Origin of the sequence: Mycobacterium simiae (assembly GCF_010727605.1) — a bacterium.
GTDB lineage: Bacteria > Actinomycetota > Actinomycetes > Mycobacteriales > Mycobacteriaceae > Mycobacterium > Mycobacterium simiae.
In genome coordinates this window covers 4,439,918-4,462,010 of the sequence record NZ_AP022568.1, presented here as the reverse complement: position 1 = coordinate 4,462,010, position 22,093 = coordinate 4,439,918, and the positions used below count along the sequence as shown (strand labels likewise).

Annotated in this window: 21 protein-coding genes; 8 read left to right on the top strand and 13 right to left on the bottom strand. The window is 65.9% G+C overall.

Annotated elements, in window-relative coordinates:
* Nucleotides 1-28: 28 nt before the first annotated feature.
* Together G6N33_RS20900 and G6N33_RS20895 are read right to left on the bottom strand one after the other, a co-directional pair.
* Nucleotides 29-1,432 carry a mechanosensitive ion channel family protein gene (locus G6N33_RS20900; RefSeq protein WP_044507052.1) on the bottom strand — a complete coding sequence of 468 codons (1,404 nt, stop codon included), beginning with the start codon at nt 1,430-1,432 and terminating at the stop codon, nt 29-31.
* Entirely contained in the window at nt 1,432-3,642 is a 2,211-nt protein-coding gene (locus G6N33_RS20895) for an adenylate/guanylate cyclase domain-containing protein (RefSeq protein WP_044507054.1), read from the bottom strand. The genes G6N33_RS20900 and G6N33_RS20895 overlap by 1 nt, the downstream gene beginning before the upstream one ends.
* Before the next feature lie 124 nt (nt 3,643-3,766).
* Here G6N33_RS20895 and G6N33_RS20890 point away from each other — a divergent pair, with 124 nt between their 5' ends.
* Both G6N33_RS20890 and G6N33_RS20885 read left to right on the top strand, forming a co-directional pair.
* Entirely contained in the window at nt 3,767-4,645 is an 879-nt protein-coding gene (locus G6N33_RS20890) for a ribokinase (protein WP_044507056.1), read from the top strand.
* A gap of 246 nt (nt 4,646-4,891) precedes the next feature.
* Complete coding sequence (locus tag G6N33_RS20885; RefSeq protein WP_044507058.1) at nt 4,892-5,299, top strand: hypothetical protein; 408 nt, start codon at nt 4,892-4,894, stop codon at nt 5,297-5,299.
* Here the strand turns inward: G6N33_RS20885 and G6N33_RS20880 are convergent.
* The gene (locus G6N33_RS20880) at nt 5,296-7,338 is read right to left on the bottom strand and encodes an NAD(+) synthase (RefSeq protein ID WP_101528156.1); all 2,043 of its coding nucleotides are present in this window, start codon (nt 7,336-7,338) and stop codon (nt 5,296-5,298) included. The genes G6N33_RS20885 and G6N33_RS20880 overlap by 4 nt on opposite strands.
* 58 nt (nt 7,339-7,396) lie before the next feature.
* Here G6N33_RS20880 and G6N33_RS20875 point away from each other — a divergent pair, with 58 nt between their 5' ends.
* Complete coding sequence (locus G6N33_RS20875) at nt 7,397-7,936, top strand: cysteine hydrolase family protein (protein ID WP_044507061.1); 540 nt, start codon at nt 7,397-7,399, stop codon at nt 7,934-7,936.
* A gap of 360 nt (nt 7,937-8,296) precedes the next feature.
* Here G6N33_RS20875 and G6N33_RS20870 read toward each other — a convergent pair whose 3' ends face one another.
* Both G6N33_RS20870 and G6N33_RS20865 read right to left on the bottom strand, forming a co-directional pair.
* Nucleotides 8,297-8,665, bottom strand: coding sequence for a hypothetical protein (locus tag G6N33_RS20870; RefSeq protein WP_044507062.1), 369 nt, complete (start codon nt 8,663-8,665; stop codon nt 8,297-8,299).
* A 35-nt stretch (nt 8,666-8,700) separates the two neighbouring features.
* Nucleotides 8,701-9,177, bottom strand: coding sequence for a DUF1772 domain-containing protein (locus G6N33_RS20865; protein ID WP_044507065.1), 477 nt, complete (start codon nt 9,175-9,177; stop codon nt 8,701-8,703).
* Between the two features lie 109 nt (nt 9,178-9,286).
* On the opposite strand from G6N33_RS20865, the gene G6N33_RS20860 reads away from it, so the two are divergent.
* Both G6N33_RS20860 and G6N33_RS20855 read left to right on the top strand, forming a co-directional pair.
* Nucleotides 9,287-9,877, top strand: a complete 591-nt coding sequence (locus G6N33_RS20860; protein WP_044507067.1) for a TetR/AcrR family transcriptional regulator — start codon at nt 9,287-9,289, stop codon at nt 9,875-9,877.
* A 214-nt stretch (nt 9,878-10,091) separates the two neighbouring features.
* On the top strand, nt 10,092-10,589 hold the full coding sequence (locus G6N33_RS20855; protein ID WP_049918974.1) for a CHAP domain-containing protein: 498 nt from the start codon (nt 10,092-10,094) through the stop codon (nt 10,587-10,589).
* A 15-nt stretch (nt 10,590-10,604) separates the two neighbouring features.
* Here G6N33_RS20855 and G6N33_RS20850 read toward each other — a convergent pair whose 3' ends face one another.
* Entirely contained in the window at nt 10,605-10,859 is a 255-nt protein-coding gene (locus G6N33_RS20850) for a methyltransferase family protein (protein ID WP_049918975.1), read from the bottom strand.
* Between the two features lie 17 nt (nt 10,860-10,876).
* Here G6N33_RS20850 and G6N33_RS27995 point away from each other — a divergent pair, with 17 nt between their 5' ends.
* The gene (locus tag G6N33_RS27995; protein WP_163771601.1) at nt 10,877-11,035 is read left to right on the top strand and encodes a TetR/AcrR family transcriptional regulator; all 159 of its coding nucleotides are present in this window, start codon (nt 10,877-10,879) and stop codon (nt 11,033-11,035) included.
* A gap of 24 nt (nt 11,036-11,059) precedes the next feature.
* Here the strand turns inward: G6N33_RS27995 and G6N33_RS20840 are convergent, their stop codons facing one another.
* Nucleotides 11,060-12,544, bottom strand: a complete 1,485-nt coding sequence (locus tag G6N33_RS20840; RefSeq protein WP_044507069.1) for an FAD-dependent oxidoreductase — start codon at nt 12,542-12,544, stop codon at nt 11,060-11,062.
* Between the two features lie 90 nt (nt 12,545-12,634).
* Between G6N33_RS20840 and G6N33_RS20835 the strand changes: the two genes are divergently transcribed.
* Nucleotides 12,635-13,513 (top strand): NAD-dependent protein deacetylase, encoded by an 879-nt coding sequence (locus G6N33_RS20835; protein ID WP_044507071.1) that lies wholly within the window; start codon nt 12,635-12,637, stop codon nt 13,511-13,513.
* Here G6N33_RS20835 and G6N33_RS20830 read toward each other — a convergent pair.
* Complete coding sequence (locus tag G6N33_RS20830; RefSeq protein WP_044507072.1) at nt 13,510-14,778, bottom strand: cytochrome P450; 1,269 nt, start codon at nt 14,776-14,778, stop codon at nt 13,510-13,512. The genes G6N33_RS20835 and G6N33_RS20830 overlap by 4 nt on opposite strands.
* A 94-nt stretch (nt 14,779-14,872) precedes the next feature.
* Here G6N33_RS20830 and G6N33_RS20825 point away from each other — a divergent pair, with 94 nt between their 5' ends.
* Nucleotides 14,873-15,517, top strand: a complete 645-nt coding sequence (locus tag G6N33_RS20825; RefSeq protein ID WP_044507074.1) for a TetR/AcrR family transcriptional regulator — start codon at nt 14,873-14,875, stop codon at nt 15,515-15,517.
* Between the two features lie 2 nt (nt 15,518-15,519).
* On the opposite strand, the gene proB is transcribed toward G6N33_RS20825, so the two are convergent.
* The 5 genes from proB to G6N33_RS20800 form a co-directional block, all read right to left on the bottom strand.
* Nucleotides 15,520-16,623 carry a glutamate 5-kinase gene (gene proB / locus G6N33_RS20820; RefSeq protein WP_044512108.1) on the bottom strand — a complete coding sequence of 368 codons (1,104 nt, stop codon included), beginning with the start codon at nt 16,621-16,623 and terminating at the stop codon, nt 15,520-15,522.
* Nucleotides 16,624-16,670: 47 nt separating this feature from the next.
* On the bottom strand, nt 16,671-18,113 hold the full coding sequence (gene obgE / locus G6N33_RS20815; RefSeq protein WP_044507076.1) for a GTPase ObgE: 1,443 nt from the start codon (nt 18,111-18,113) through the stop codon (nt 16,671-16,673).
* 42 nt (nt 18,114-18,155) lie between these two features.
* Nucleotides 18,156-18,422, bottom strand: coding sequence for a 50S ribosomal protein L27 (rpmA, locus tag G6N33_RS20810; RefSeq protein WP_044507078.1), 267 nt, complete (start codon nt 18,420-18,422; stop codon nt 18,156-18,158).
* A 15-nt stretch (nt 18,423-18,437) separates the two neighbouring features.
* Nucleotides 18,438-18,749, bottom strand: coding sequence for a 50S ribosomal protein L21 (rplU, locus tag G6N33_RS20805; RefSeq protein ID WP_044507080.1), 312 nt, complete (start codon nt 18,747-18,749; stop codon nt 18,438-18,440).
* Nucleotides 18,750-19,015: 266 nt separating this feature from the next.
* Entirely contained in the window at nt 19,016-21,820 is a 2,805-nt protein-coding gene (locus G6N33_RS20800) for an Rne/Rng family ribonuclease (protein WP_044507081.1), read from the bottom strand.
* Between the last annotated feature and the right edge of the window lie 273 nt (nt 21,821-22,093).

Here is a 22,093-nt window from a genome sequence, read left to right as displayed (position 1 = left end):
GGTAACACGGCCCGGGTCGCGGTCGCCGTCAGCCGACCCGCTCGCCGCGCTCGGCGGCCCGGACTTTGCTCTGCCGCTCGTCGATGATGTGACCGAAATCCTGGAGCAGCACCGGCTCACGCATCACTAGCCGCTCGAGATGTTCGCGGTCGATTTCTAGCGCGGTGACCTCGTCCAGGGCGTACGCGCTGGCCATGTTCGGTTGCCGGGTCAGCGCGGTCAGTCCGAGAAACGAGCCCTCCTCCAGGGTGCTGATAGGCACCGTCGACCCGTCTGCCCCGGTGGCCATCAGCCGGACCCGCCCGGCCACCAAAAACGTCATCCCCGCAGGTACTTGCCCCACGTACTCGACGATTTCGCCGGCGCCGTACCGCACGATCCGCGCGCAGGATTGCAGCGCCTGCTGATCGGCGACGGTGAGCCGCAGCGCCGGCGCCACCACGGTGCGCAACGCATCCTCGACCCGTTCCCGCGTGGAGTAATCGTCATCGGCTCCGTCAAGGTGCAGCTCGGCCCGGCGGGCGGCATACCAGATCCAACGCAGGAACATCGACCGGGCGTCGCCGTCGTCGGCCGGCGAGTACAGCGCGATCGTGGTGGCATACTCGCCGGCGCCGACCGGAACCGAACGGGGGATGCCGCCGGTCTTCAGTTGCGGTAGTTGGGCGGCGACGCGGGTCAGCAGGTCGCATACCCGGTCGGGTGGGTCGGCCAGCGCAAACGTCGTCTTGACCGTCAGCCGGTGGGTTCCCGCCGGGCGACTGAGATTGGTGAACGAGGTGCTGGCCAGCATCGAGTTCGGCATCACCCGGATGCCGCCGCCCGTCTGGATGTGCACCGCCCGCCAGTTCACCTCGACGACACGGCCGCGTTCGCTGGCGGCGTCCAGCCAATCGTCGATGCGGAAGGGCTGCTCGAACAACATGAACAAGCCCGACACGATCTGACCCACGGAGTTCTGCAGCATCAGGCCGAGGACGACGGACGTCACGCCCAATGCGGTGAAGACACCGCCGACGCGGACTCCCCAGATCACCGACAAGATGATGGCCAGGCCGACGCCGATCAGCGCGAACCGGGCCACGTCGAGGAAGATCGTCGGCAGCCGTTTGCGCCAGCTCTCCTGCGGCGCGCCTTCGAACACCGTGGCATTGAGCCCGGACAGCAGGAGCACCAGCACCAGGAAGCCGAACACGGTGGACAGGATGCGCACCACGGCATCCCCGGCCGGGACCTGCGCGGCCTTGACCACCAGCAGCAGCAGCGCGACGAGCGGTAGCAAAGCATTGCGCAGCAAGCTGACCTGCCTGGCCAGCCGGTTGTGGCGGCGAAGGAGCGCGTGGTGCAGTTCGGTGAGCATTATCAGCGCGACGGGGAATCCGAGCGCGACACCGATTGCCCAGTAGAACCAGGGCGAATGGAACGCGTTCATCAGCGCTCCGATAGCCGGTAGATCGGCTGTTCTTTACCGCCGACCGTAATCGTGCCGGCCGAGGTGAATTGTCGGGTATCCCGCATCGCCTCGTACACGCTCGAGGTGACATAGATGCCGGGTTGCGGTGCACCACTGTGCATTTGGTAGGCCAAGCTCACCGCGCCGCCCCACATGTCATACACCAGGCTGGATCGGCCCACCAGGCCGCTCACCACGTTGCCAGTGTTGATGCCGACCCGCAGCCGTAGTTGGTGTGAGCTTTGGCTGTTGAACCGCTCGATGATCTGGCGCATCTCCACAGCGAATTCGATGCTTCGGTAGATGCTGTCCAACCGCGGGGTGAGGACACCGCAGCTGGCCAGGTACCCATTGTGGAAGGTTCGAATGCGTTCGACGCCAAGGGATTCGGCTGCCGCGTCGAACTGCCGGAACAGGTCGTCGACGATCCCGATCAGTTCGTCTCCGCTGAGCTCGTTCGAGATCTCGTCCAGGCCGACGATGTCGGCGAAGATGATGGCGACGTCCTGGTGCGTTTGCGAGATGGTCTCCTGGCCCTCGCGATAACGCTGCGCCACCGATTCGGGCATGAGCGCCAACAGCAGGCGGTCGTTTTCCTTCCGTTGCTCGTTGAGTAGTTCGTCTTTGATGGCCAGACTCCGGCTCATCTCATTGAAAGCCTGCGTGAGGTCTCCGATTTCGTCGCGGGACCGCACCGGGATGCTGAATGCGTAGTCGCCGGCACTGATCTTTTGGGTACCGGCCTGCAGCCTGCGGACCGGTCGCAACATCACCTGAGCGAGCAGCATCGACGCCACGCATACGACGAAGATCATCGTTGCGACGCTGACCACTAGCGTTTGACTGAATCTGCCCAGCCGTGCGAAGGCATCCGAGTCGTCGCGCGTCACCAGGATCGACCAGTGCAGATCAGAATCCGGCACGTTCAGGGGCGCAAAGGCCTCCATTTCGCTGTTGCCCGTGTAATCGGTCGCGGTGACGGTGCCGGCCTGACCGCGTTGCGCGGCCCGGAAACCCGCGGTCGTCGCGGGCTGCACCAGCGTCGTGGTACCCAGCCGGATCGCTCGCTGCACGACGTCGGGCGAGGTGCCGGCGGCCACCGCTTCGCGCTGGTATTCCTGCGGGTCTTGCAGAAAAAGCCGAGAATCCGAACGCATCAACCCGTCGGAGCCCACCAGATAGGACTCGGTCGACGGCCCCATCCCGGCGGCTTCCCACTGCTTGTTGGCGGTCATGATGCTGTTGATCTTCGAGATCGGTAGGGGCAGCGCCATAACGCCCTCGACCTTGCCGTTCATCCCGATCGGCGACACCACCCACGCCGTCGGTGCGGCCAGGGCGGGCTGATACTGCTGGAAGTCGGTGATCCAGACAAAGTCCACATCGTTGGAGCGCATCGCTTTTTGGTAAGCGTCCCGCAGATTGGTTTCCCGATAGGGACCCGTGAGGATATTGGTGCCGAGGTCGGGGCCTTTTTGCACCGAGTAGACAACGGTCCCCTGGGCATCCAGCAGCAGCGCATCCCGGTAATCGAACCGGGTGACGATGTCACGTAGGTAGAAATCGAAGCGGGCGTTGGCCGCCGACCAAGCGCTGCCATCGCCGGCGTCGGCAGGCGGCAACGGGTCGGAGGCGGTCCGCGGCGATGCGGTGTAGTGGGCCTGCAGGTACTTCTGCGCGTTGGAGGTGGGCAGGACGGCGTTGAGGTCGACGGTCTCTCCGGTGACCCGGCTGATCGGTTTGATCATGTCGTTGTTGTAGTAGTTGATCAGCCCCTGCTGCTGGGCCGGCGTGATTTGCGCGTCGGCCAGTTGGCCGAAGGCGGCCGAAAAGGCCCGTTCGGCGTCGACGACGCTGAACCCGCCGCTGTAAACGATCACCGAGTTGGTGACCTCTTTGAAAAGTGTCAGCAGCTGGCGCTTCTGCGACTCCCGCAATTCGGTCAACCGCTCGGCCTCCACTTGCCGCAACGCGGTGCGGCCGGACAGCGCCCCGATCAGACCGACGACCGCAACCGACAAGATGCTGCACACCAACAACGTCATCAACAGCTTCGATTGGATGCCCAGCCGGAAAACCCGGCGGCGGCGCGGCTTCGACGGGAAAGCGGCGGGCTCGGGTGCGACTGCCTCTTGCGCCGGGGCGGACTCGGTGGCCGATTCGGCGTCGGCGAGCTCACGCGATGTCAATCGCTTCCCCTTCCTTGAGAGGCGCCGTTCACGCAGCACCCTAGCGCGCGGAAGTCACAAAATCGGCGTTTGCGAGCTGCAATCGGCTTCAAAAGGCCAGCCGAGGGCGACTAACGTTGGCCGCATGGCACGGCTCTGCGTCGTAGGCAGCGTGAACATGGACATGACGTGCGCGGTCGACGCCCTGCCTCGCCCGGGTGAGACGGTGCTCGCGTCGTCGCTGAACTATGCGCCCGGCGGCAAGGGAGCCAATCAGGCCGTGGCCGCGGCGCGGGCGGGTGCGCAGGTGCAATTCATCGGTGCGGTCGGCGACGACGACAAGGCCGCACCCTTGTGGGCGCATTTGTCGGACAACGGCGTTGGTTTGGACGCGAGTGTTTCGGTACCCGGCCCGAGCGGCACGGCGATCATCGTCGTCGACGGCCATGCCGAGAACACCGTCGTGGTGGCACCCGGCGCCAACGGCCTGCTCAGCGTGAGCTCCGCGGCAGCCCGGGCGGTTGTCGAGCGTTGCGATGTGTTGTTGACGCAGTTGGAGATTCCGGTCGGCACCGCCGTCGACGCGGCGCGCCAAGCCAAGACCGCTGGGGCGGTCGTCATGGTCAACGCGTCGCCGGCAGGACACCACCCAGGCGCGCTGGCCGAGCTGGCCGAACTGGCCGATGTGGTGATCGCCAACGAGGACGAGGCCGAAGAATGGCCCTGGCGTCCAGGGTATTTCGTGACGACGCTGGGGGCCCGCGGCGCCCAATGCGTCAGTGCTCAAGACGAGTTTTGGGTCCCCGCACCCTCGGTGCAGGCGGTGGATACCACCGGCGCGGGTGATGTCTTCGCCGGAGTGTTGGCCGCGCACTGGCCACCCGGGCCGGGGTCACGGACCGAGCACCTGGCCGCCTTGCAGCGGGCGTGTGCCGCGGCCGCCCTGTCCACACTGATACCCGGTGCCGGTGACTGCGCGCCAGACGGCCGCGCCATCGAAACCGCGGTGTCCGGGTCGTCGTGATGCGCGCCGCGGCCGCCATCGCATTGGCTCTTTGGACCAACGAGAGACTGCTGCGCGACGCCGAGACGGCAGAGCAGTTCGTAGCGCGGCTCGCCGGTGCTGGGTCGGTGGTCGCGCGTTCTCCGTGTTCTCCGCACACCCGCTGACCTGCGGTTGGCAGTAGGTGGCAGCGTCTGTCGTCGATGCGGCAGTGGTTTACCAGCAGGGTCGGTGACGTCGGTTCACCCCATCAAAGAAAGGAAAGTCATGTCCGCCTTCACTGTTGACCGCACAGGCACTCGCGACGGCTTGCTGCGCTTCGCCATGCGCGCCGACGCCGCTATCAGCGGCCTCGCCGGTATCGCCGGCTTGCCGCTGGCCGGCTGGCTGGCCCGTACATCCGGCACCACGATCGAGTTCGAATACGCCATGGCAGCGTTTCTGATCAGCTACGGCGTGCTGGTGTTCGGGCTGGCGGCGCTGCCATCGGTGCTTCGGGCCGGCATGGCGGTCGTGCTCGGCAACCTGCTCTACACGGTGGCCGCCGTGGCGCTGGTGCTCGCCGACGTCTTCCCGCTGACCGTCGCCGGAGTGATCATCACCCTGGCATCCGGCATCTACACCCTGTTCTTCGCCGAACTGCAATACCAGGGCTGGCGCCGCGCGCGGCGCTAGTCCTCGGGAACTTCGCGGTCGATCTCGTCGAGCCAGATCCGCGCCGACATGTCCGACGGCGCACGCCAATCCCCCCGCGGGGATAGTGCGCCGCCGTGCGACACTTTGGGGCCGTTGGGCAGCGCCGAACGCTTGAACTGGCTAAACGAGTAGAAGCGTTGCACGAAGACCTGCAGCCAGTGCCTGATCTCCTTGAGTGAATAGGACGGCCGCTTGTCCGCCGGGAATCCGGCCGGCCAATTACCCCGTTCGGGATCGCTCCACGCATGCCAGGCCAGGAAGGCGATCTTGGACGGCCGGAATCCGAAACGCAGCACATGGAATAGCGAAAAGTCTTGCAGCGCAAAGGGCCCGACCTTGGCTTCGCTGCTCTGCAATTCTTCTTCTTCGCCGCTGGGAACGAGTTCAGGGGTGATCTCGGTGTCGAGCACCGACTGCAGCACCTCGGCGACGTCCGACGAGAACTCCCCCGACGAGACGACCCAGCGGATCAGGTGCTGGATCAGGGTCTTGGGCACGCCGGCGTTGACGTTGTAATGCGACATCTGGTCGCCCACACCGTATGTCGACCAGCCCAGGCCCAGCTCGGAGAGGTCGCCGGTGCCCAGCACGATGCCGCCGCGCTGATTGGCCAGGCGGAACAGATAGTCGGTGCGCAGCCCCGCTTGGACGTTCTCGAAGGTGACGTCGTAAACCTTCTCGCCGCGCGAGAAGGGGTGATCCATCTCCTTGAGCATCAACTGCGCGGTCTCGCGGATGTCGATCTCGGAGAAGGTCACACCCAGCGCGCGGCACAGCTCGATCGCGTTGCGCTTGGTCCGATCCCCGGTCGCGAACCCTGGCAACGTGAACGCCAGAATGTCGCTGCGCGGCCGACTTTCGCGATCCATCGCCCGAGCGGCGACGATCAGCGCGTGCGTCGAGTCCAGCCCACCGGAAATCCCGATCACGACCTTCGGAAAATCCAGCGCCCGCAACCGCTGCTCGAGGCCGGACACCTGGATGTTGTAGGCCTCGTAGCAATCGTGTTCCAGCCGTTCGGCGTTGGCGGGCACGAATGGGAAACGTTCGATCTCGCGGCGTAGCCCGATATCGCCAGCGGGCGGGTCGAGCCGGAACTCGATGCGGCGGAACGACTGCGTCAGCGGCCGGTGGTGGCGGCGGTTGTCGTCGAAGGTGCCCATTCGCAACCGCTCCGACCGCAGCAACTCGGTGTCGACGTCGGCGACCGAACGACGCTCCCCCTTGGGGAACCGCTCGGATTCGGCGAGCAGCACCCCGTTTTCGAAGATCATGGTCTGGCCGTCCCAGGCCAGGTCGGTCGTCGACTCGCCCTCACCCGCGGCGGCGTAGACATAAGCCGCCAGGCAGCGCGACGATGCCGAGCGAGCCAGCAGGCGGCGGTCATCGGCCCGCCCGACGGTGATCGGGCTGCCTGACAGGTTCGCCAGCACCGTCGCCCCGGCCAGAGCCGCCTCGGCGCTCGGCGGGATCGGCACGAACATGTCCTCGCAAATTTCGACGTGCAACACAAAGTCCGGCAGATCAGACGCGGCGAACAGCAGGTCGGGTCCGAAGGGGGCTTCGATGTCGCCGATGCGGATGACGCCGCGCTCGTCGTCGCCGGGTGCGATTTGGCGGCGCTCGTAGAACTCCCGATAGGTCGGCAGATACGACTTGGGTGCCACGCCGAGCACCGCGCCCCGATGGACGACGACCGCGGTGTTGTAGAGGCGCTGGCGATACCGCAGCGGGGCGCCCACCACCAGGACCGGCAGCAGATCCGACGACCGTGCAACGATGTCGGCCACGGCGGCCTCCACGTCGTCGAGCAACAGGTCCTGCAGCACGATGTCTTCGATGGAATACCCGGACAGCGTCAATTCAGGAAAGACCGCCAGGCCCACGCCGTCGTCGTGGCATTCACCGGCCAATCGCAACACCGACGCGGCGTTGGCCGCCGGGTCGCCGATCGTGGTGTGGTGCGTACACGCGGCCACGCGGACGAAACCCTGGCTGTAGCTGTTGTAGAAGTCCATCGCCCTTCCATTGTCGCGCGAACAGTGTCAACAGTATTTCGCCGGGTATCACCCCCGCATGAGTGATACCGCTGTCTTGGTGGTCGACATGATGAACAACTATCAGCATCCCGACGCCGAGGTACTGATACCCAATGTTGCCAAGATCATCGACCCGCTGGCCGATCTTGTCCGCCGGGCCCGCGATTCCGACGACGTGGACCTGATCTACGTCAACGACAACTATGGCGACTTCACCGCCGGGTTCGACGACCTCGTCGAATCGGCCTGCAACGGCGAACGGCCCGATCTGGTGGAGCCGATCGTGCCGAGGGACGGCACCCGGGTGATGACCAAGGTGCGCCACAGCGCCTTTTATGCCACGCCGCTGGCGTATCTACTCAATCGCCTCGAGACCGAGCGGTTGATCCTGACCGGTCAGGTCACCGAGCAGTGCATCCTCTACAGCGCGCTGGACGCGTACGTGCGTCACTTGCAGGTCGTCATCCCCACGGATGCCGTCGCACACATCGACGAAGAGCTGGGTGCGGCAGCGCTGAAAATGATGGAAAGCAACATGTCGGCCGAGCTGACGACGGCGGCAGACTGCCTCGCTTAGGGGTGGTTGCGCACGAGTCCGCTCGGGCGGCCTGATATAGCGCGTTTTTGCACTGCCCAGACGCCACAGCACCGGGTCGCCCTCATCGCGGCACTCATGGCGGATGCGCTGTCCTCGGTAGCCAACTCGTGGATGGTTCCGTCAAAGTCTAAGCGCGACGATCCCTCTTGCTGGGCGTGAGTAAGTGTGGATCGAAAGGTGTTCAGCTCGTCGATTCGAAGGGCAGCAACACCGCATCCTCGCCGAAGCAGAATCCCTCAGCGAGGCCTGCACGAACTAGTGCCATGCCCTCATGATTCCCCACCGTCAAACCGGATCTCAATTCATGTACAACGCACTGCCGGGTACGCCGCACCTCGGTCACCCGTCGGTCAACCGCACATGGACAGTGACCCCGCCCTTTTCGTTACGCTCGGCCACGGCGTGCCCGACGCGCTGGGTCCCGTCGAGTTCCAATGTCACCGGGCCGCCGTCGCCGAGGAAGTTGCGCCACCATGTCTTGGTCTCCGGCAGGTTGGCAGTGATGGTGATCTCGTCACCGGTACGGCGGTACGCCACGGGGATGCTGAAGCTACGTCCGGACCGTCGCCCGGTGTAGCCGACGATAACGATGTTGCGGTTCATCAGCCCGCCAAAGCGTCGCGATTTCGCCAACGCCGCCACGGGTGCGTTGAACACGGGTGCGGCGCGCATCAGTAGTCGTCCGAGCCTGTTGGGTGTTGTCGCCATGACAGCTGTCCTTTCGAATGGGTAGTGATGGTCGTTCACGCGATCAGCGCTACGCACAGCGCGGCCACCGCAAGTCCCTGCAGGGTGGCGCGGCCGTTGATGATTCGATCCCAATCTGCCTGCAGGGCACGGACATTCGGTAACACCTGATCAATGTCGGCCGCGGCGATGAGCTGTCGATTGATCGGCGCACTCACTCGGGTGTAGAGCAGCAACCAAACCAGAAGCAGCACAACGGCAATCCCGGCCGCGACGGCCTGGGTCCAGTGTCCCGCCAACGCGGCCAGGGCAGCACTTGAGCTGGCCGCCACGATTCCGAGAGCTCCCGGCACGGGCATTCGCCGGTCGCCATAACGGTGCACAAACCCGGTCACCGCCCCGAGCGTGCGATCGTCGACGCTGGCCAGTGCCGGTCGCAACACCGCCGCGCAGAACACATCGGTGCCGTAGACCGCGGCAGTGCCCAGCACGGCGACCAGTGCCGCGATCTGGGCGAAAAGAGAAATGAGCACGTCGAGCCCCTAGTCTTGTCGATGCTAGATACTCTAGCAATGCTAGACACAATCTGCCGGCGCGGTCAATAGCAGCGCTAGATCGTCTAGCACAGCTATGCTGCCACGTATGCCGATTGAAGACCGTCGCGCGCGGGAGCGAGCCGCACGCCACCGGTTGATCATCACGACGGCGCGCCGGCTGGCCGAAACGGAGGGCTGGGACGCCGTCACCACCCGCCGGCTGTCCGCCGAGATCGAATACAGCCAGCCCGTTCTCTATACGCACTTCGCCAACATGGAACAGCTCGCGCAGGCCGTCGCGCTGGACGGCTTTGCTGAACTCGCCGACACGCTGCGTACCGCGCACACCGGTGCGGCGACACCCGGCGAGGCGCTAAGACAGGTCGCGCAGGCCTACCTCGATTTCGGCCGCCACAACCCGGCGCTGTACGACGCAATGTTCACCCGCGCAACGACGTTGCACTTTGCCGCCGACGACACGCCGCCCGAATTGGTGTCGGCGTTCACCGAGCTGCGGGACGTGGTCACCGCGGTTGCCGGACACCGCGATCCGGATACGCTCGCCGAGGTACTGTGGTCGGCGCTGCACGGACTGGTCACCCTGTCCCGCACCAGCCGATTGCGCCCCGACTACGACTCCGACCGCGTCGATCTCCTGATCGCCCAACTGTCTGCTCAGGACGCGCCGGCCAGGTGACACGAATCCGGGTCTCCTGGCGACAACAGCTGCGGTTTCATGGTTCCTTACGGTCGAATGTCCCCCGATAGCCGCGCGGGCTCGTATGACGAAAACCTGAAAATTGAATGGCCGCGCTGAAGTAGCCCCTTATCAAACTCGGCCCGTGAAACGAATGCTGGTCTCCTCGCGATAACAGGAAGGTAACGGCCTGACCTCGAGCGGGAGGACGCGTATGAAACGCACCGGGGCGCTGGCCGCCGTCGCCATCAGCAGCGCACTTTCCCTCGGAGCATCGATGGCTCCGGCACCGGCCAGCGGCGACCCGGCAGCGAACATCGGCCGCACGATCGACCACAACCCCTTTAGCGGCGCCTACGAGGGCTACTGCACTTGGGGCGCCCAAGAACAGGTCCACGCCCATACCGGCTACTACATCAAAGCGCTGACCGGAAACGCGGAAGACTGGGCTGACCAAGCCCAAGCGGCGGGCTGGACGGTCATGAACCAACCGCAACCCCACTCGATTGCGGTGTTCAGCAGTGCACTGGTCGGCGGCGTCGGACACGTCGCCTGGGTCGACGCCGTCAATGGCAGCACCGTGACGATCACCGAAATGAACGTGGGTTACGGAGGCAGCGCCGCTAACGGATACCGCACCACAGGTTTCCACGAATTCGACACACGGACAGTCCGAGCCGTCCCGGGGATGAGTTACATCCTGATCCCCTGAACCGGCCCGGCGGCATCACCAGGGCCGCAGCCGCGGCAGCCAGGCCGGCACGTTGAGCTTGTACTCCGCGTACTCGTTGCCGTATTTCCTTGCCACGGTTGGCTGTTCGTACAGAAGGACGAAAGACGCGGTGGCGACCCACACGAGCACCGCATAGATCACCAGCCCCAGACTCTGAAAGACCAACGCCTGCCCCAGAATTGCCAGCACCAGTCCGATGTACATCGGGTCGCTTACGTAGCGATTGAAACCGGTGACCTGATCCGGCACTATTTCGGCTTCTCGCGATGGCACAGTTGTTGGGCATCGCGTATTTGCGATACATCGTTCAGATCGAACCGCTGGCTTCCACGCCAGTCTCCGACCTTACCGCCCGCGTGATACCAGTTCTCGACACGCATTTCGGGACCCCCGACGCACTCCCGAAGCGTAAGCGGAGCAACTAAACGCGTCCGGCAAAGGGGCAATGCTCAACCGGCGCTGGGGATGCGCTGCTCGCCCAGTGGTCCGCAACGGATGTCGAATCGCTCCCGCACTGTGTCGAGAACGTGGCGCTGGCGCTCGCGCTCGCGACGATGCGTGAGCAGGAACCGTGCCACACCCGGCAACCGGCGCGGGAGCGGGTACCACTTGTCGAAGTCGAGACCGTTCTCGTCGAACACGCGTCGGGGGACGTTGTCGTAGATCAGGCTGAGATTGTGCTGGACGAGTGCGAAAAGCACGTACGGAAATGCCAACGGCGACTTGTCTCTTAGCCCCAGCCAGTCGACTTCGTACAGTGGTATCTCGCCAAGCTTTTCCAAGAACAGCAGATGACCCAGGAAGTACCCCATGAACGCCGGTAGATGCAGCACGGCCGAATGGATATTGATGGAAACGATTGCGCCGCTGGGCGAAACGTACGGCTCGTATACATGTCCAGCGTTGGCTTTGACGTAGCCCGTGCAGTTGACCACCCAACTGCCCGGCTCAATCGCCTTCGTCGCACCGCTTCGGAGCAGCAACTCCGTCGAGCCGTTGCAATCCACCACATCTTCGAGATAGTCCATGACGACATCGTTGAGCCCCGCGGAGATCGTGTCGTTCTCGGCCTCAGATAACACGCCCAACACAAAGTTCTCGGATTGCGGCGTCAAGAACGTGCCGTAGGTTGCGCGATACCAGTCCTGGACCTCCGATTCGTTCGTGCCGTCGAATCGGCGACTCAGCTGCGCGGCGAGAGTGCTCGGCACTGTGCCCGTCCACCACCTCCGGGAGCCACTCGGTAAGAGTCGGTCGCGGTTGGAGAAAAACGTTCCTCGGCCGGCCACCAGATTGACCTGGCGACCGGGGTAGGCGGTGATCAGTGCGTGCGCAGTGTCCATCGCGGTTTTCCCGCCGCCGATGACCCACACCGGCGCACGGCTGTCCCTGATGTCGCCCGTCCGGATGTCGCAATAGTCCGGTGACACCGAGTGGACCCGCTTACTGGAGATATCGAGCGGATCGTTGGGAGCGACTGCCAGCCCGAAAGCTTTGATCAATCGCGGGGCCTCGACGACAATCATCCGGCCGTCAGCGGCCCGACAGGTGGCCCGCACGAGTCCGCCAACTTCCTCCTGAGACTCGAATTCCCAGCCGAAGTACTCGTCGACCTGCACGCGTTCGGCTATCACGTCGATGCAGTGCCGGAGATGGTCGAGCACCTCCCGCTTGGTCGCCAAGTGGGCGCGGTCTTGGCCGAGCGTCCACTCGATGTTGCCCGCCGTGAACATCGGGTGTGGTTGATGTAGGCGCACATAGGAGTACACGTCGACCCACATGCCGCCGACCCGTGCTCGACGATCGACGAGGATCACCTTGTGGTCGCGGGTCAGGTATCGGCTCGCGGCAAATAGTGCGTTCAGCCCGGCAATGCCGGCGCCAACGATGCACAGGTCGCAGGTTTCTACCCGCGCAGACTCCGATTCAGACATCGGCCCGCCTTTCGATGCAGAGACTGTAAGCATGTCTGCGCATCGCGTCGCGGGGATGAGTAGTCGACTACCCCACCAGTGGATCGGGCCATGGTCCGTACCCTCGAGTACGTGATCGCTCAAGCCGAATCGCCGGAACTGGTCGCGCTGCTGGCCGGCCGACGGATCGCAGTGCTGACGGGCGCGGGGATGTCCACCGACTCCGGCATCCCCGATTACCGCGGCCCGGATTCGCCGCCGAGCAACCCGATGACGATCCGCCAGTTCACCTCGGATGCCGCATTCCGGCAACGGTATTGGGCGCGCAATCACCTCGGCTGGCGGCACATGGACCAGACGCAGCCGAACGCGGGACATCGGGCATTGGCCGCGCTCGAGCATGCCGGAGTGGTGACGGGTGTGATCACCCAAAACGTCGACCTGCTGCACACCAAGGCCGGCAGCAAGAACGTGATCAATCTGCATGGCACCTACGCGCGGGTGATCTGCCTGAACTGTGGGCGCGCCATGAGCCGTGCCCGGCTGGCGACACGGCTCGAGGCACTCAACCCCGGATTCATCGAACGCGCCGAGGCCATCGGCGGGCTGGCGGTGGCACCCGACGCCGACGCCGTCGTCGCCGACACCGCGTCGTTTCGCTACCTGGACTGCCCGTGCTGCTCTGGGATGCTCAAACCCGATATCGTCTACTTTGGCGAGAGTGTGCCTAAGGATACTGTGGCACAGGCGCTTTCATTGGTCGATCGGGCCGACGCGCTGTTAGTCGCCGGTTCGTCGCTGACGGTGTTCTCCGGTTACCGTTTCGTGCGGCACGCTGCCGCCCTGGGCATCCCGGTCGCAATCATCAACCGCGGCCCCACCCGCGGCGACGCGTTGGCCACCGTCAAAGTCGACGGCGGGTGTTCTGAGCTACTGGTACTGCTCGCCTCCGAACTGGTAGGTGAGCTGGGGCCACTGGCGGTGCGCTAGAACGTGCAGGGCAGACTGCGGACGGCGTGCACGAAGTTGCCCGCCACGTAGCTGGCGTCGCCGGCTTGGATCTCGGGAAGCTGATGCAGCAGTTCGCCGAAGAATGCCCGCAACTGCGCGCGCGCCACGTGAGCGCCGAGGCAGAAGTGCAGTCCGCCACCGCCGAAGCCGACGTGTGGGTTAGGGCTGCGGCTCAGGTCGAAACGCTCCGGATGCGCAAAGGCCTCGGTGTCCCAGTTCCCGGACGGATAGAACATCACCACCTTCTCCCCGGCGGCGATGCTCTGGCCTCCCAGTTCGAAATCGGTTGCGGCCGTTCGACGGAACGTCATCACCGGCGACGCCCAACGCACGAATTCCTCGACGGCCACGCCGATACGGTTCTCGTAATCGGTGAGCAGCCAAGCCCGTTGGTCCGGGAAGTCGGTGAGGGCTTTCATGGTGTGGCTCATGGTTTGACGGGTGGTGTCGTTGCCGGCCACCGACAGCAACACGAAGAAAGCTGCCACCTCGGCATCGGTCAGCCGGTCACCGTCCACCTCGGCATGTACCAGGCCGCTGATCAGGTCGTCGCCCGGATGCTTGCGGCGCTCGGCGGCCAGCGTGCCGACGACCTGGTGCAGGTACATCTGCTGTTCGAAGATCACTTCCAACGCGGGACGGCCATTGAGGAAGTCGGGATCGGCCCACGACACCAACGCGTCGGTGGCATGCGCCATGCGCGCACGCTCGGAATCCGGGATACCCACCATGTCCGACAGCGTGCGGATGGGCAGCTCCTTGGCGCAGAGATCGACGAAATCCGCTCCGCTCCCGGCGTCGCGAAGCTCTTCCACGATCGACTTCGCGTTCGCCTGGATCGATTCCTCGATGCGGCGGACCTGCCGCGGCGTGAATGCGGCGTGAGCAAGCTTGCGCAGCTTGGTGTGCCGCGGCGGGTCCATCGCCAGGAAGGACTGCGATGCCTCGAGCAACTCCACCGGGATGCTCTCGAACATCACGCCCTTACCGGACAGGAACACGTCGCTATTGCGGCTGACGGTGACGATGTCGGCGCGCCGGGTGACCGCCCAGTAGCCGGGGTCGTCGGGATCGGGCATCAGGGAGTCTTCGACCGGCGGATGCCAGCTCACCGGCCGTTCGGCGCGCAACACGGCAAACGAGCGCTCGCGATCGGCGGCAGTCGTCGACCAGAACTCGCGCGAGGACAGATCGATCGGGTCGTAGGTGCGGGGACGGTCAGACCGCCCGGTCAGCACAGCCATCGTTGGCCCTCCGTCCACTCGGGAATTCGTGTCGAACACTATGCCTAGACAACATGTCTAGTCAATACGTTGACACGGCGGTTATGCTCGGCGAATGCCGTCGGTCACCCGTAAGCCGCCGCCCAGGCGCGAGAACACGCGCCAGCAGCGACGTGAAGGGATGGAGCGCCGGCTGCTCGACGCCACCGAGCGGCTGATGCGCGGCGGCGCCAGTTACACCGAGCTGAGCGTGGACCGGCTCGCAACCGAGGCCGGCATCTCGCGGGCCAGCTTCTATATCTATTTCGAGGACAAGGGTCATCTGCTGCGCCGGCTCGCCGGTCAGGTGTTCGCCGACCTCGCCGAAAGCGCGGATCGGTGGTGGCGAGTGGCGCGCCGCCGTGACCCCGATGACCTGCGCGCGGCGATGACGGCTCTGGTGGCCAGCTACCGCCGTCACCAGCCGGTGCTGGTCGCGCTGAACGAGATGGCCGCCTACGACCCGGTGGTCGGCGCGACGTACGGCAATCTCCTGACCGCGGTCGCCGGGCGGATGACCCGGGTGATCGAAGACGGCCAGGCCGACGGCTCGATCCGCCCTGAACTGCGCGCGGAGACCACCGCCAGCACGCTGACCTGGATGGTGGAGCGGGCCTGCCAACAAAACCTACCGGCCGCGGCCGATTCCTATGATGCTGAACTGGCCGCCACGCTAGCCGAAATCATCTGGGCTACTTTGTATCTCGAGACCCCGCACTGACTTCAGATAGCAACCAGATCGTCGGCGTGCACCGCGGGCCGGCGCAGCTCACCGGCCAGTTCCGTCGTCGACCGACCGATCATCGTCTCGAGTTCGGCGGCGTCGTAGGCGACGACGCCGCGAGCCACCGTCGCCGCGTCGGGGCCGCACAACTCGACCACATCGCCGGCGTAGAACCGGCCCGACACCGCGGTGATGCCCGCGGCCAGCAGAGACCGTCGCTGCTGCACCACCGCGCGCACCGCGCCCGCATCCAAGACGAGCGAGCCGGTGGCCTCGGCGGCATAGCGAACCCAGAACCGACGGGCCGACATCCGCGCCGGACGGGCGGCGAAGACGGTACCCGACGACGCATCGGTGAGTGCGGTCGCGGCGTCCGAGGCCGCGGCCAACAGCACCGGCACACCCGCGTCGGCGGCCAGCAGGGCCGAGGACATCTTCGAGGCCATGCCTCCGGTGCCCAGCGCGCTGCCCGGTCCGGCCACCACGCCCTCGAGATCCGACGCGGCCGCCACCTCCGGGATGAACCGCGCGGCCTTGGATTTTCGCGGGTCGGTGTCATAGAGGCCGTCGATGTCGGACAGCAGCACCAGCGCATCGGCACCGACCAAATGGGCCACCAGCGCCGACAAGCGGTCGTTGTCGCCGAACCGGATCTCGTTGGTGGCCACCGTGTCGTTCTCGTTGACGATCGCCACCGCGCGCAACGCCCGCAAGCGGTCCAGGGTGCGTTGGGCGTTGGTGTGCTGGGCCCGCATCGAGATGTCGTGGGCGGTGAGCAAGACCTGTCCGACCGTGCGCCCATACCGGGAAAAGGCGGCGCTCCAGGCATTCACCAGCGCCACCTGTCCCACGCTGGCTGCGGCTTGTTTGGTTGCCAAATCCCTTGGGCGGCGGGATAACCCGAGCGGCTCGATGCCGGCGGCAATGGCACCGGAGGAGACGATGACAACGTCGGTGCCGGCCTTCATCCGCGCCTCGATCGCGTCGGCCAATTCGGCCAGCCGGCCCGCGTCGAAGACTCCCGACGGTGTGGTCAGGGCGTTGGTCCCGATCTTGACAACGACGCGCCGAGCGGTGCGGATGGCCTCGCGGTGCGCGGTCATGCTGCGCCGCTCCTCCTCATCGCTACGCTCTGCATCGTCGCCGGCGCTCACGAGTCGTCACCGTGTTCGCGCCGCCGGCGTCGAGCCGCCTTGCGTTCGGCGGCGCCGGTGCGCTCGGTGCGTTCCAGCCGTGCGTCGGTGCCCCGGCCGGACAGTGCGACCTGCTGGCCGGCGGGGGTCTGCGGCTCCCAGTCAAAGGTCATGTCGCCGATAGTCACCGCGCAGCCGGGCCGGGCGCCCAGTCGCAGTAATTCCTCCTCGACGCCGAGTCGGGCCAGGCGGTCGGCGAGATAGCCCACCGCTTCGTCGTTGTCGAAATTGGTCTGGCCGATCCAGCGTTCGGGACGGGCCCCAGTGACGACGAAGCCGCCCTCGCCGTCCGGGGCCACGGTGAAACCGCTGTCGTCGACCGGCACCGGGCGGATCACCGGGCGACGGGCTATCGGGGCCGGCCGTGCGGCGTTGTAGTCCGAAATCATCTTCCACAGCCCAAACACCAACGGCTGCAAGCCTTCCCGGGTTGCGGTCGACACCAGGAACACCGGCCAACCCCGCGCGGCGATGTCGTCGCGAACGAACTCGGCAAGCTCGCGAGCTTCGGGCACGTCAATCTTGTTCAACACGACTGCGCGTGGACGCTCGGCCAGGTCGGTCAGCGCCGCATCACCTTGCAGCGTCGGGGTGTAGGCGCCAAGTTCGGCCTCCAGTGCGTCGATGTCAGAGATCGGGTCGCGACCCGGCTCGGCGGTGGCGCAGTCGACCACATGCACCAGCACCGCACACCGCTCGATGTGGCGCAGGAAATCCAGGCCGAGGCCGCGGCCTTCGGAGGCGCCCGGAATCAGTCCGGGCACGTCGGCCACGGTGAATGAATGCTCGCCCGCCGAAACGACGCCGAGGTTGGGCACCAGGGTGGTGAACGGATAGTCGGCGACCTTGGGTTTGGCCGCCGAGATCACCGAGACCAGCGACGACTTCCCAGCGGAGGGGAACCCGACCAGTCCGGCATCGGCGACCGTCTTCAGCTCGAGAGTGAGGTCGCGTTCCTGACCCGGCTCACCCAGCAGCGCGAAGCCGGGTGCCTTGCGGGCGCGCGACGCCAGCGCTGCGTTGCCCAGGCCGCCCCGACCGCCGGCGGCGGCCTGGAAGCGGGTACCGGCGCCCACCAAATCGGCAAGCAGCCGGCCGTTTTCATCCAGAACGACGGTGCCGTCGGGCACCTTGACTTCCAGGTCCGCCCCGGCCGCGCCGTCGCGATTGTTGCCCATCCCCTGCTTGCCGGCCGGCGCGGTGACGTGCGGACGGAAATGAAAGTCCAGCAGGGTGTGCACGGCGGGGTCGACGACGAAGACGATGCTGCCGCCGCGGCCGCCGTTGCCGCCGTCGGGCCCGCCGAGCGGCTTGAACTTCTCGCGATGGACCGAAGCGCAGCCGTTACCGCCGGAACCCGCCCGCGCGTGGATGACAACTCGATCGACGAACCGCGGCATCGGGGGTCCTCTCAGCTACCCGCATGCACGGGCGCAGCGACCTCAGTCGGTAGTCTGCCCGGCCGCGACGATGTTGACGGTCTTGCGGCCGCGCCGGATACCGAACTCGACCGCACCGGCGGCCGTCGCGAACAGGGTGTCGTCACCGCCACGGCCGACGTTGGTGCCGGGGTGGAACTTGGTGCCGCGCTGGCGAACGATGATCTCACCGGCCTTGACGACCTGGCCGCCGAACCGCTTGACGCCGAGCCGCTGGGCGGCGGAGTCGCGACCGTTACGCGAGCTGGAAGCGCCCTTCTTGTGTGCCATGTCTTCTCGCTCTCGCTACTTGATTCCGGTGACCTTCAGGACCGTCAGTTGCTGACGGTGGCCCTGGCGCTTGTGGTAGCCGGTCTTGTTCTTGAACTTGTGGATGCGGACCTTCGGGCCCTTGGTGTGCTCGAGCACCTCGCCGGTCACCGCGACCTTGGCCAGCGACTGCGCATCGGAGGTGACGGTCGCACCGTCGACAACCAGCGCGACCGGCAGCGACACCTTGGCGCCGGGCTCGGAGTCGAGCTTCTCGACCTTGACCACGTCGCCGACGGCAACCTTGTACTGTTTGCCGCCGGTCTTGACGATTGCGTAGGTCGCCATCGTTGCTCCTGCCTCTTCCTCACGTCTTCCGCGCGCGTGCTCACTGCGATGCGCGTGGTGGGTCTTGGGTGCGGGTCTGCGCCGATTGCCCGGCAGTCCCGCTGTCGACAGCCGAAGGGCTTGACGACAACTGTCCAAGGGTACGTGACCAGCACCTACAGGGTCAAACCGGCCCACCGGTCCCCCCATTATTGCCGCGAAACTGTATTCCGCGACGGGTCTACTCGCGAAATGCGTCGCTGATTACAGTCTCGCGGCCGTGCGGATCAATCGGCATGGATTGGCGGTCCGGCCGGTCGACCGGCGGCGCGCCGCCGGCGATGGCGTCCCAGTCCACCACCGGAACCGTTCGTCGAGCCGTTCTCGTCGTCGGAGTCCTCATCGTCGGAGTCCTCGTCGAGGTCGTCGAGGTCCTCATCGTCGTCGTCGAGATCCTCGTCGTCCAGGTCCTCGTCATCGTCATCGTCATCGTCATCGTCGAGGTCCTCGTCGTCGAGGTCCTCGGCGTCGTCGTCAGCCGAGTCCTCATCGTCGACGTCGTCGGTGTCCTGATCGGTGTCCTCGTACTCGTCCTGATCGATGTCGTCGAGGTCGGCGGGGCCTTGCGCCGTGGTCTTCTCGTCGACCTCGGTGGCGACCACCGCATCGGTCTCGTCGCCTTCACCGTCGCCGTTGTCGCGGGCGCCCGTGGCTCCGGCCGCCATCGCCTTGAACATCGGGTGCTCACCCGGAGCATGCACCGGCACCTTGGCCACCGGCTGGTCCTCAGAGCGGGTCTTCTTCGACCGCTTGCCTCGCCGGCCGCCGGAGTCGGACTTACGCCCGGCTGCTGGGGCCGAGTCGACCGGGTCGCCATGCAGCAAAATTCCGCGGCCGCCGCAGTTCGGGCAGGTCGTCGAAAACGCCTCGATCAGGCCGGTGCCCAACCGTTTGCGGGTCAACTGCACCAGGCCCAGCGAGGTCACCTCGGACACCTGGTGGCGGGTGCGGTCCCGGGCCAGCGCCTCGGTGAGCCGGCGCAGCACGAGGTCGCGGTTGGACTCGAGCACCATGTCGATGAAGTCGATGACGACGATGCCGCCGATGTCGCGCAGCCGCAGTTGGCGCACGATCTCCTCGGCCGCCTCGAGGTTGTTCTTGGTGACCGTCTGTTCGAGGTTGCCGCCGGAGCCGGTGAACTTGCCGGTGTTGACGTCGACCACCGTCATAGCCTCGGTGCGATCGATGACCAGCGTGCCGCCCGAAGGCAGCCACACCTTGCGTTCCATCGCCTTGGCCAATTGCTCGTCGATGCGGTGTACGGCGAACACGTCCGGCCCGGGCTGACCCTCGACACCGGTGGGCGGCTCGTATTTGGTCAACTTGGAAATCAAGTCGGGGGCAACGGAGTTCACGTACTCGTTGATCGTGTTCCACGCCTCGTCGCCGGACACGATCAGCCCCGCGAAGTCCTCGTTGAACAAGTCGCGGATGACCTTGACCAACACGTCGGGCTCTTCGTAGAGCGCCACGGCCGCGCCGGCGGCCTTCTCCTTGGTCTCGGTTGCCTTGGCTTCGATCTGTTCCCAACGCTGCTGCAGCCGGGTGACGTCGGAGCGGATGTCCTCTTCTTTGACACCCTCGGAGGCGGTCCGGATGATCACCCCGGCGTCCGCGGGGACCACCTCGCGCAGGATTTCCTTCAGGCGCTGGCGTTCGGTGTCGGGCAACTTGCGGCTGATCCCGGTGGACGACGCGCCCGGCACGTAGACCAGGTAGCGCCCGGCCAGCGACACCTGGGTGGTCAGCCGGGCACCCTTGTGCCCGACGGGGTCCTTGCTGACCTGGACGACGACGTAGTCGCCGGGCTTGAGCGCCTGTTCGATCTTGCGGTCCGCTCCGCCCAGACCGGCTGCTTCCCAGTTGACCTCACCGGCGTACAGCACGCCATTGCGGCCGCGGCCGATGTCGACGAAGGCCGCCTCCATCGACGGCAGCACGTTCTGCACGATGCCCAGGTAGATGTTGCCGACCAGCGACGCCGAAGCCGCCGAGGTGACGAAGTGCTCGACGACGATGCCGTCTTCGAGCACGGCGATCTGTGTGTAGCGGGCGCCGGGATGCGGCGGCTCGGTGCGGACCCGGTCGCGGACCACCATCACCCGTTCGACCGCCTCGCGGCGGGCCAAAAACTCGGCCTCGGTCAGCACCGGCGGGCGGCGCCGCCCGGCGTCACGCCCGTCGCGGCGCCGCTGCCGCTTGGCCTCCAGCCGAGTCGATCCGTCGATGCCCTTGATCTCGGCGTTGCTCGAACCGTTGCCGTTGTCGTTGGAACCCTTGCCGCGTGGTGTCCGCTCGTGCACGACGGTGTTCGGCGGATCGTCGGGCGAGGGTCCGTCTTCGTTGTCGTCGCTGGAACCCGACTTGCGGCGGCGGCGCCGGCGCCGGCGCCGGCTGCCACCGTCGGCCGAGCTTTCGTCGCCATCGTCGGAGTCGTCCGAATCCTGGTCGTCGTCGGAATCATCCGAGTCGTCCATGTCGCCGGGTTTCGCTCCGCGCTGCTCGGAGTCGATGTCGTCATCCGGCCCGTCGGAGCCGCCCTGTTCACCGCGACCGCGGCCCCGCCCTCGCCGGCCCCGCCGACGGCGTCGGTTGGCGGGCCGGTCGCCCTGGTCCTCGTCGTCGTCGTCGTCGGCGTCGTCGGTGTCGACACCGTCGTCGGCGGTATTGTCGTCGTCCGCGGCGACCGGCCGAGGCGCGACGAACAGCGGCATGTAGGCGGCGTGTTCGGTGGGGGTCTCCGATACCGGCCGAGACGGTGGTGCCCCGAACGTGGTCACCGCGGCGCTGCTGAACGCGACAAAATTCTCCGGCGGCCGGGGCGACAGCAGGTCACGCACCCGGATCGCGTCTTCGTAGTCGACGCCGGAATGCGCGCTGCGGATGCGTCCATCCAGCGCGGCCAGCGCATCTAGAACCCGCTTGCTGGTGGTTCCCAGCGCTCGTGCCAGCGAGTGGACTCTCAGGCGGTCCGGCAAGTCTTCCTGGGCCGGCTCAGTTGTTTGGTCCGAAGTCTGGTCACCGTCTATCACGTATTCTCCTCAAGCCCCCGGGCGCGTCGTATCGACGCGGCCACGCGAGGGCTTCGCTATGTGCTCGGGTCACTTTCTCCCGAGCTTGTGATCGTCTCGCCCCGAGTGACTCGGTAAGAACCAACTCGGCGCCGTGCTGAATGTCGGCCCGACATGCGGCGCATCATCGCGAGCTGGCAATGGTCGCGCTTGTCTAAGTCTTCATTCGAGTGTCTGACGCCAGTCCGGCGACGTTCACCCTCCGTCAGTATCCCACATCACCCGGGCGGTCCC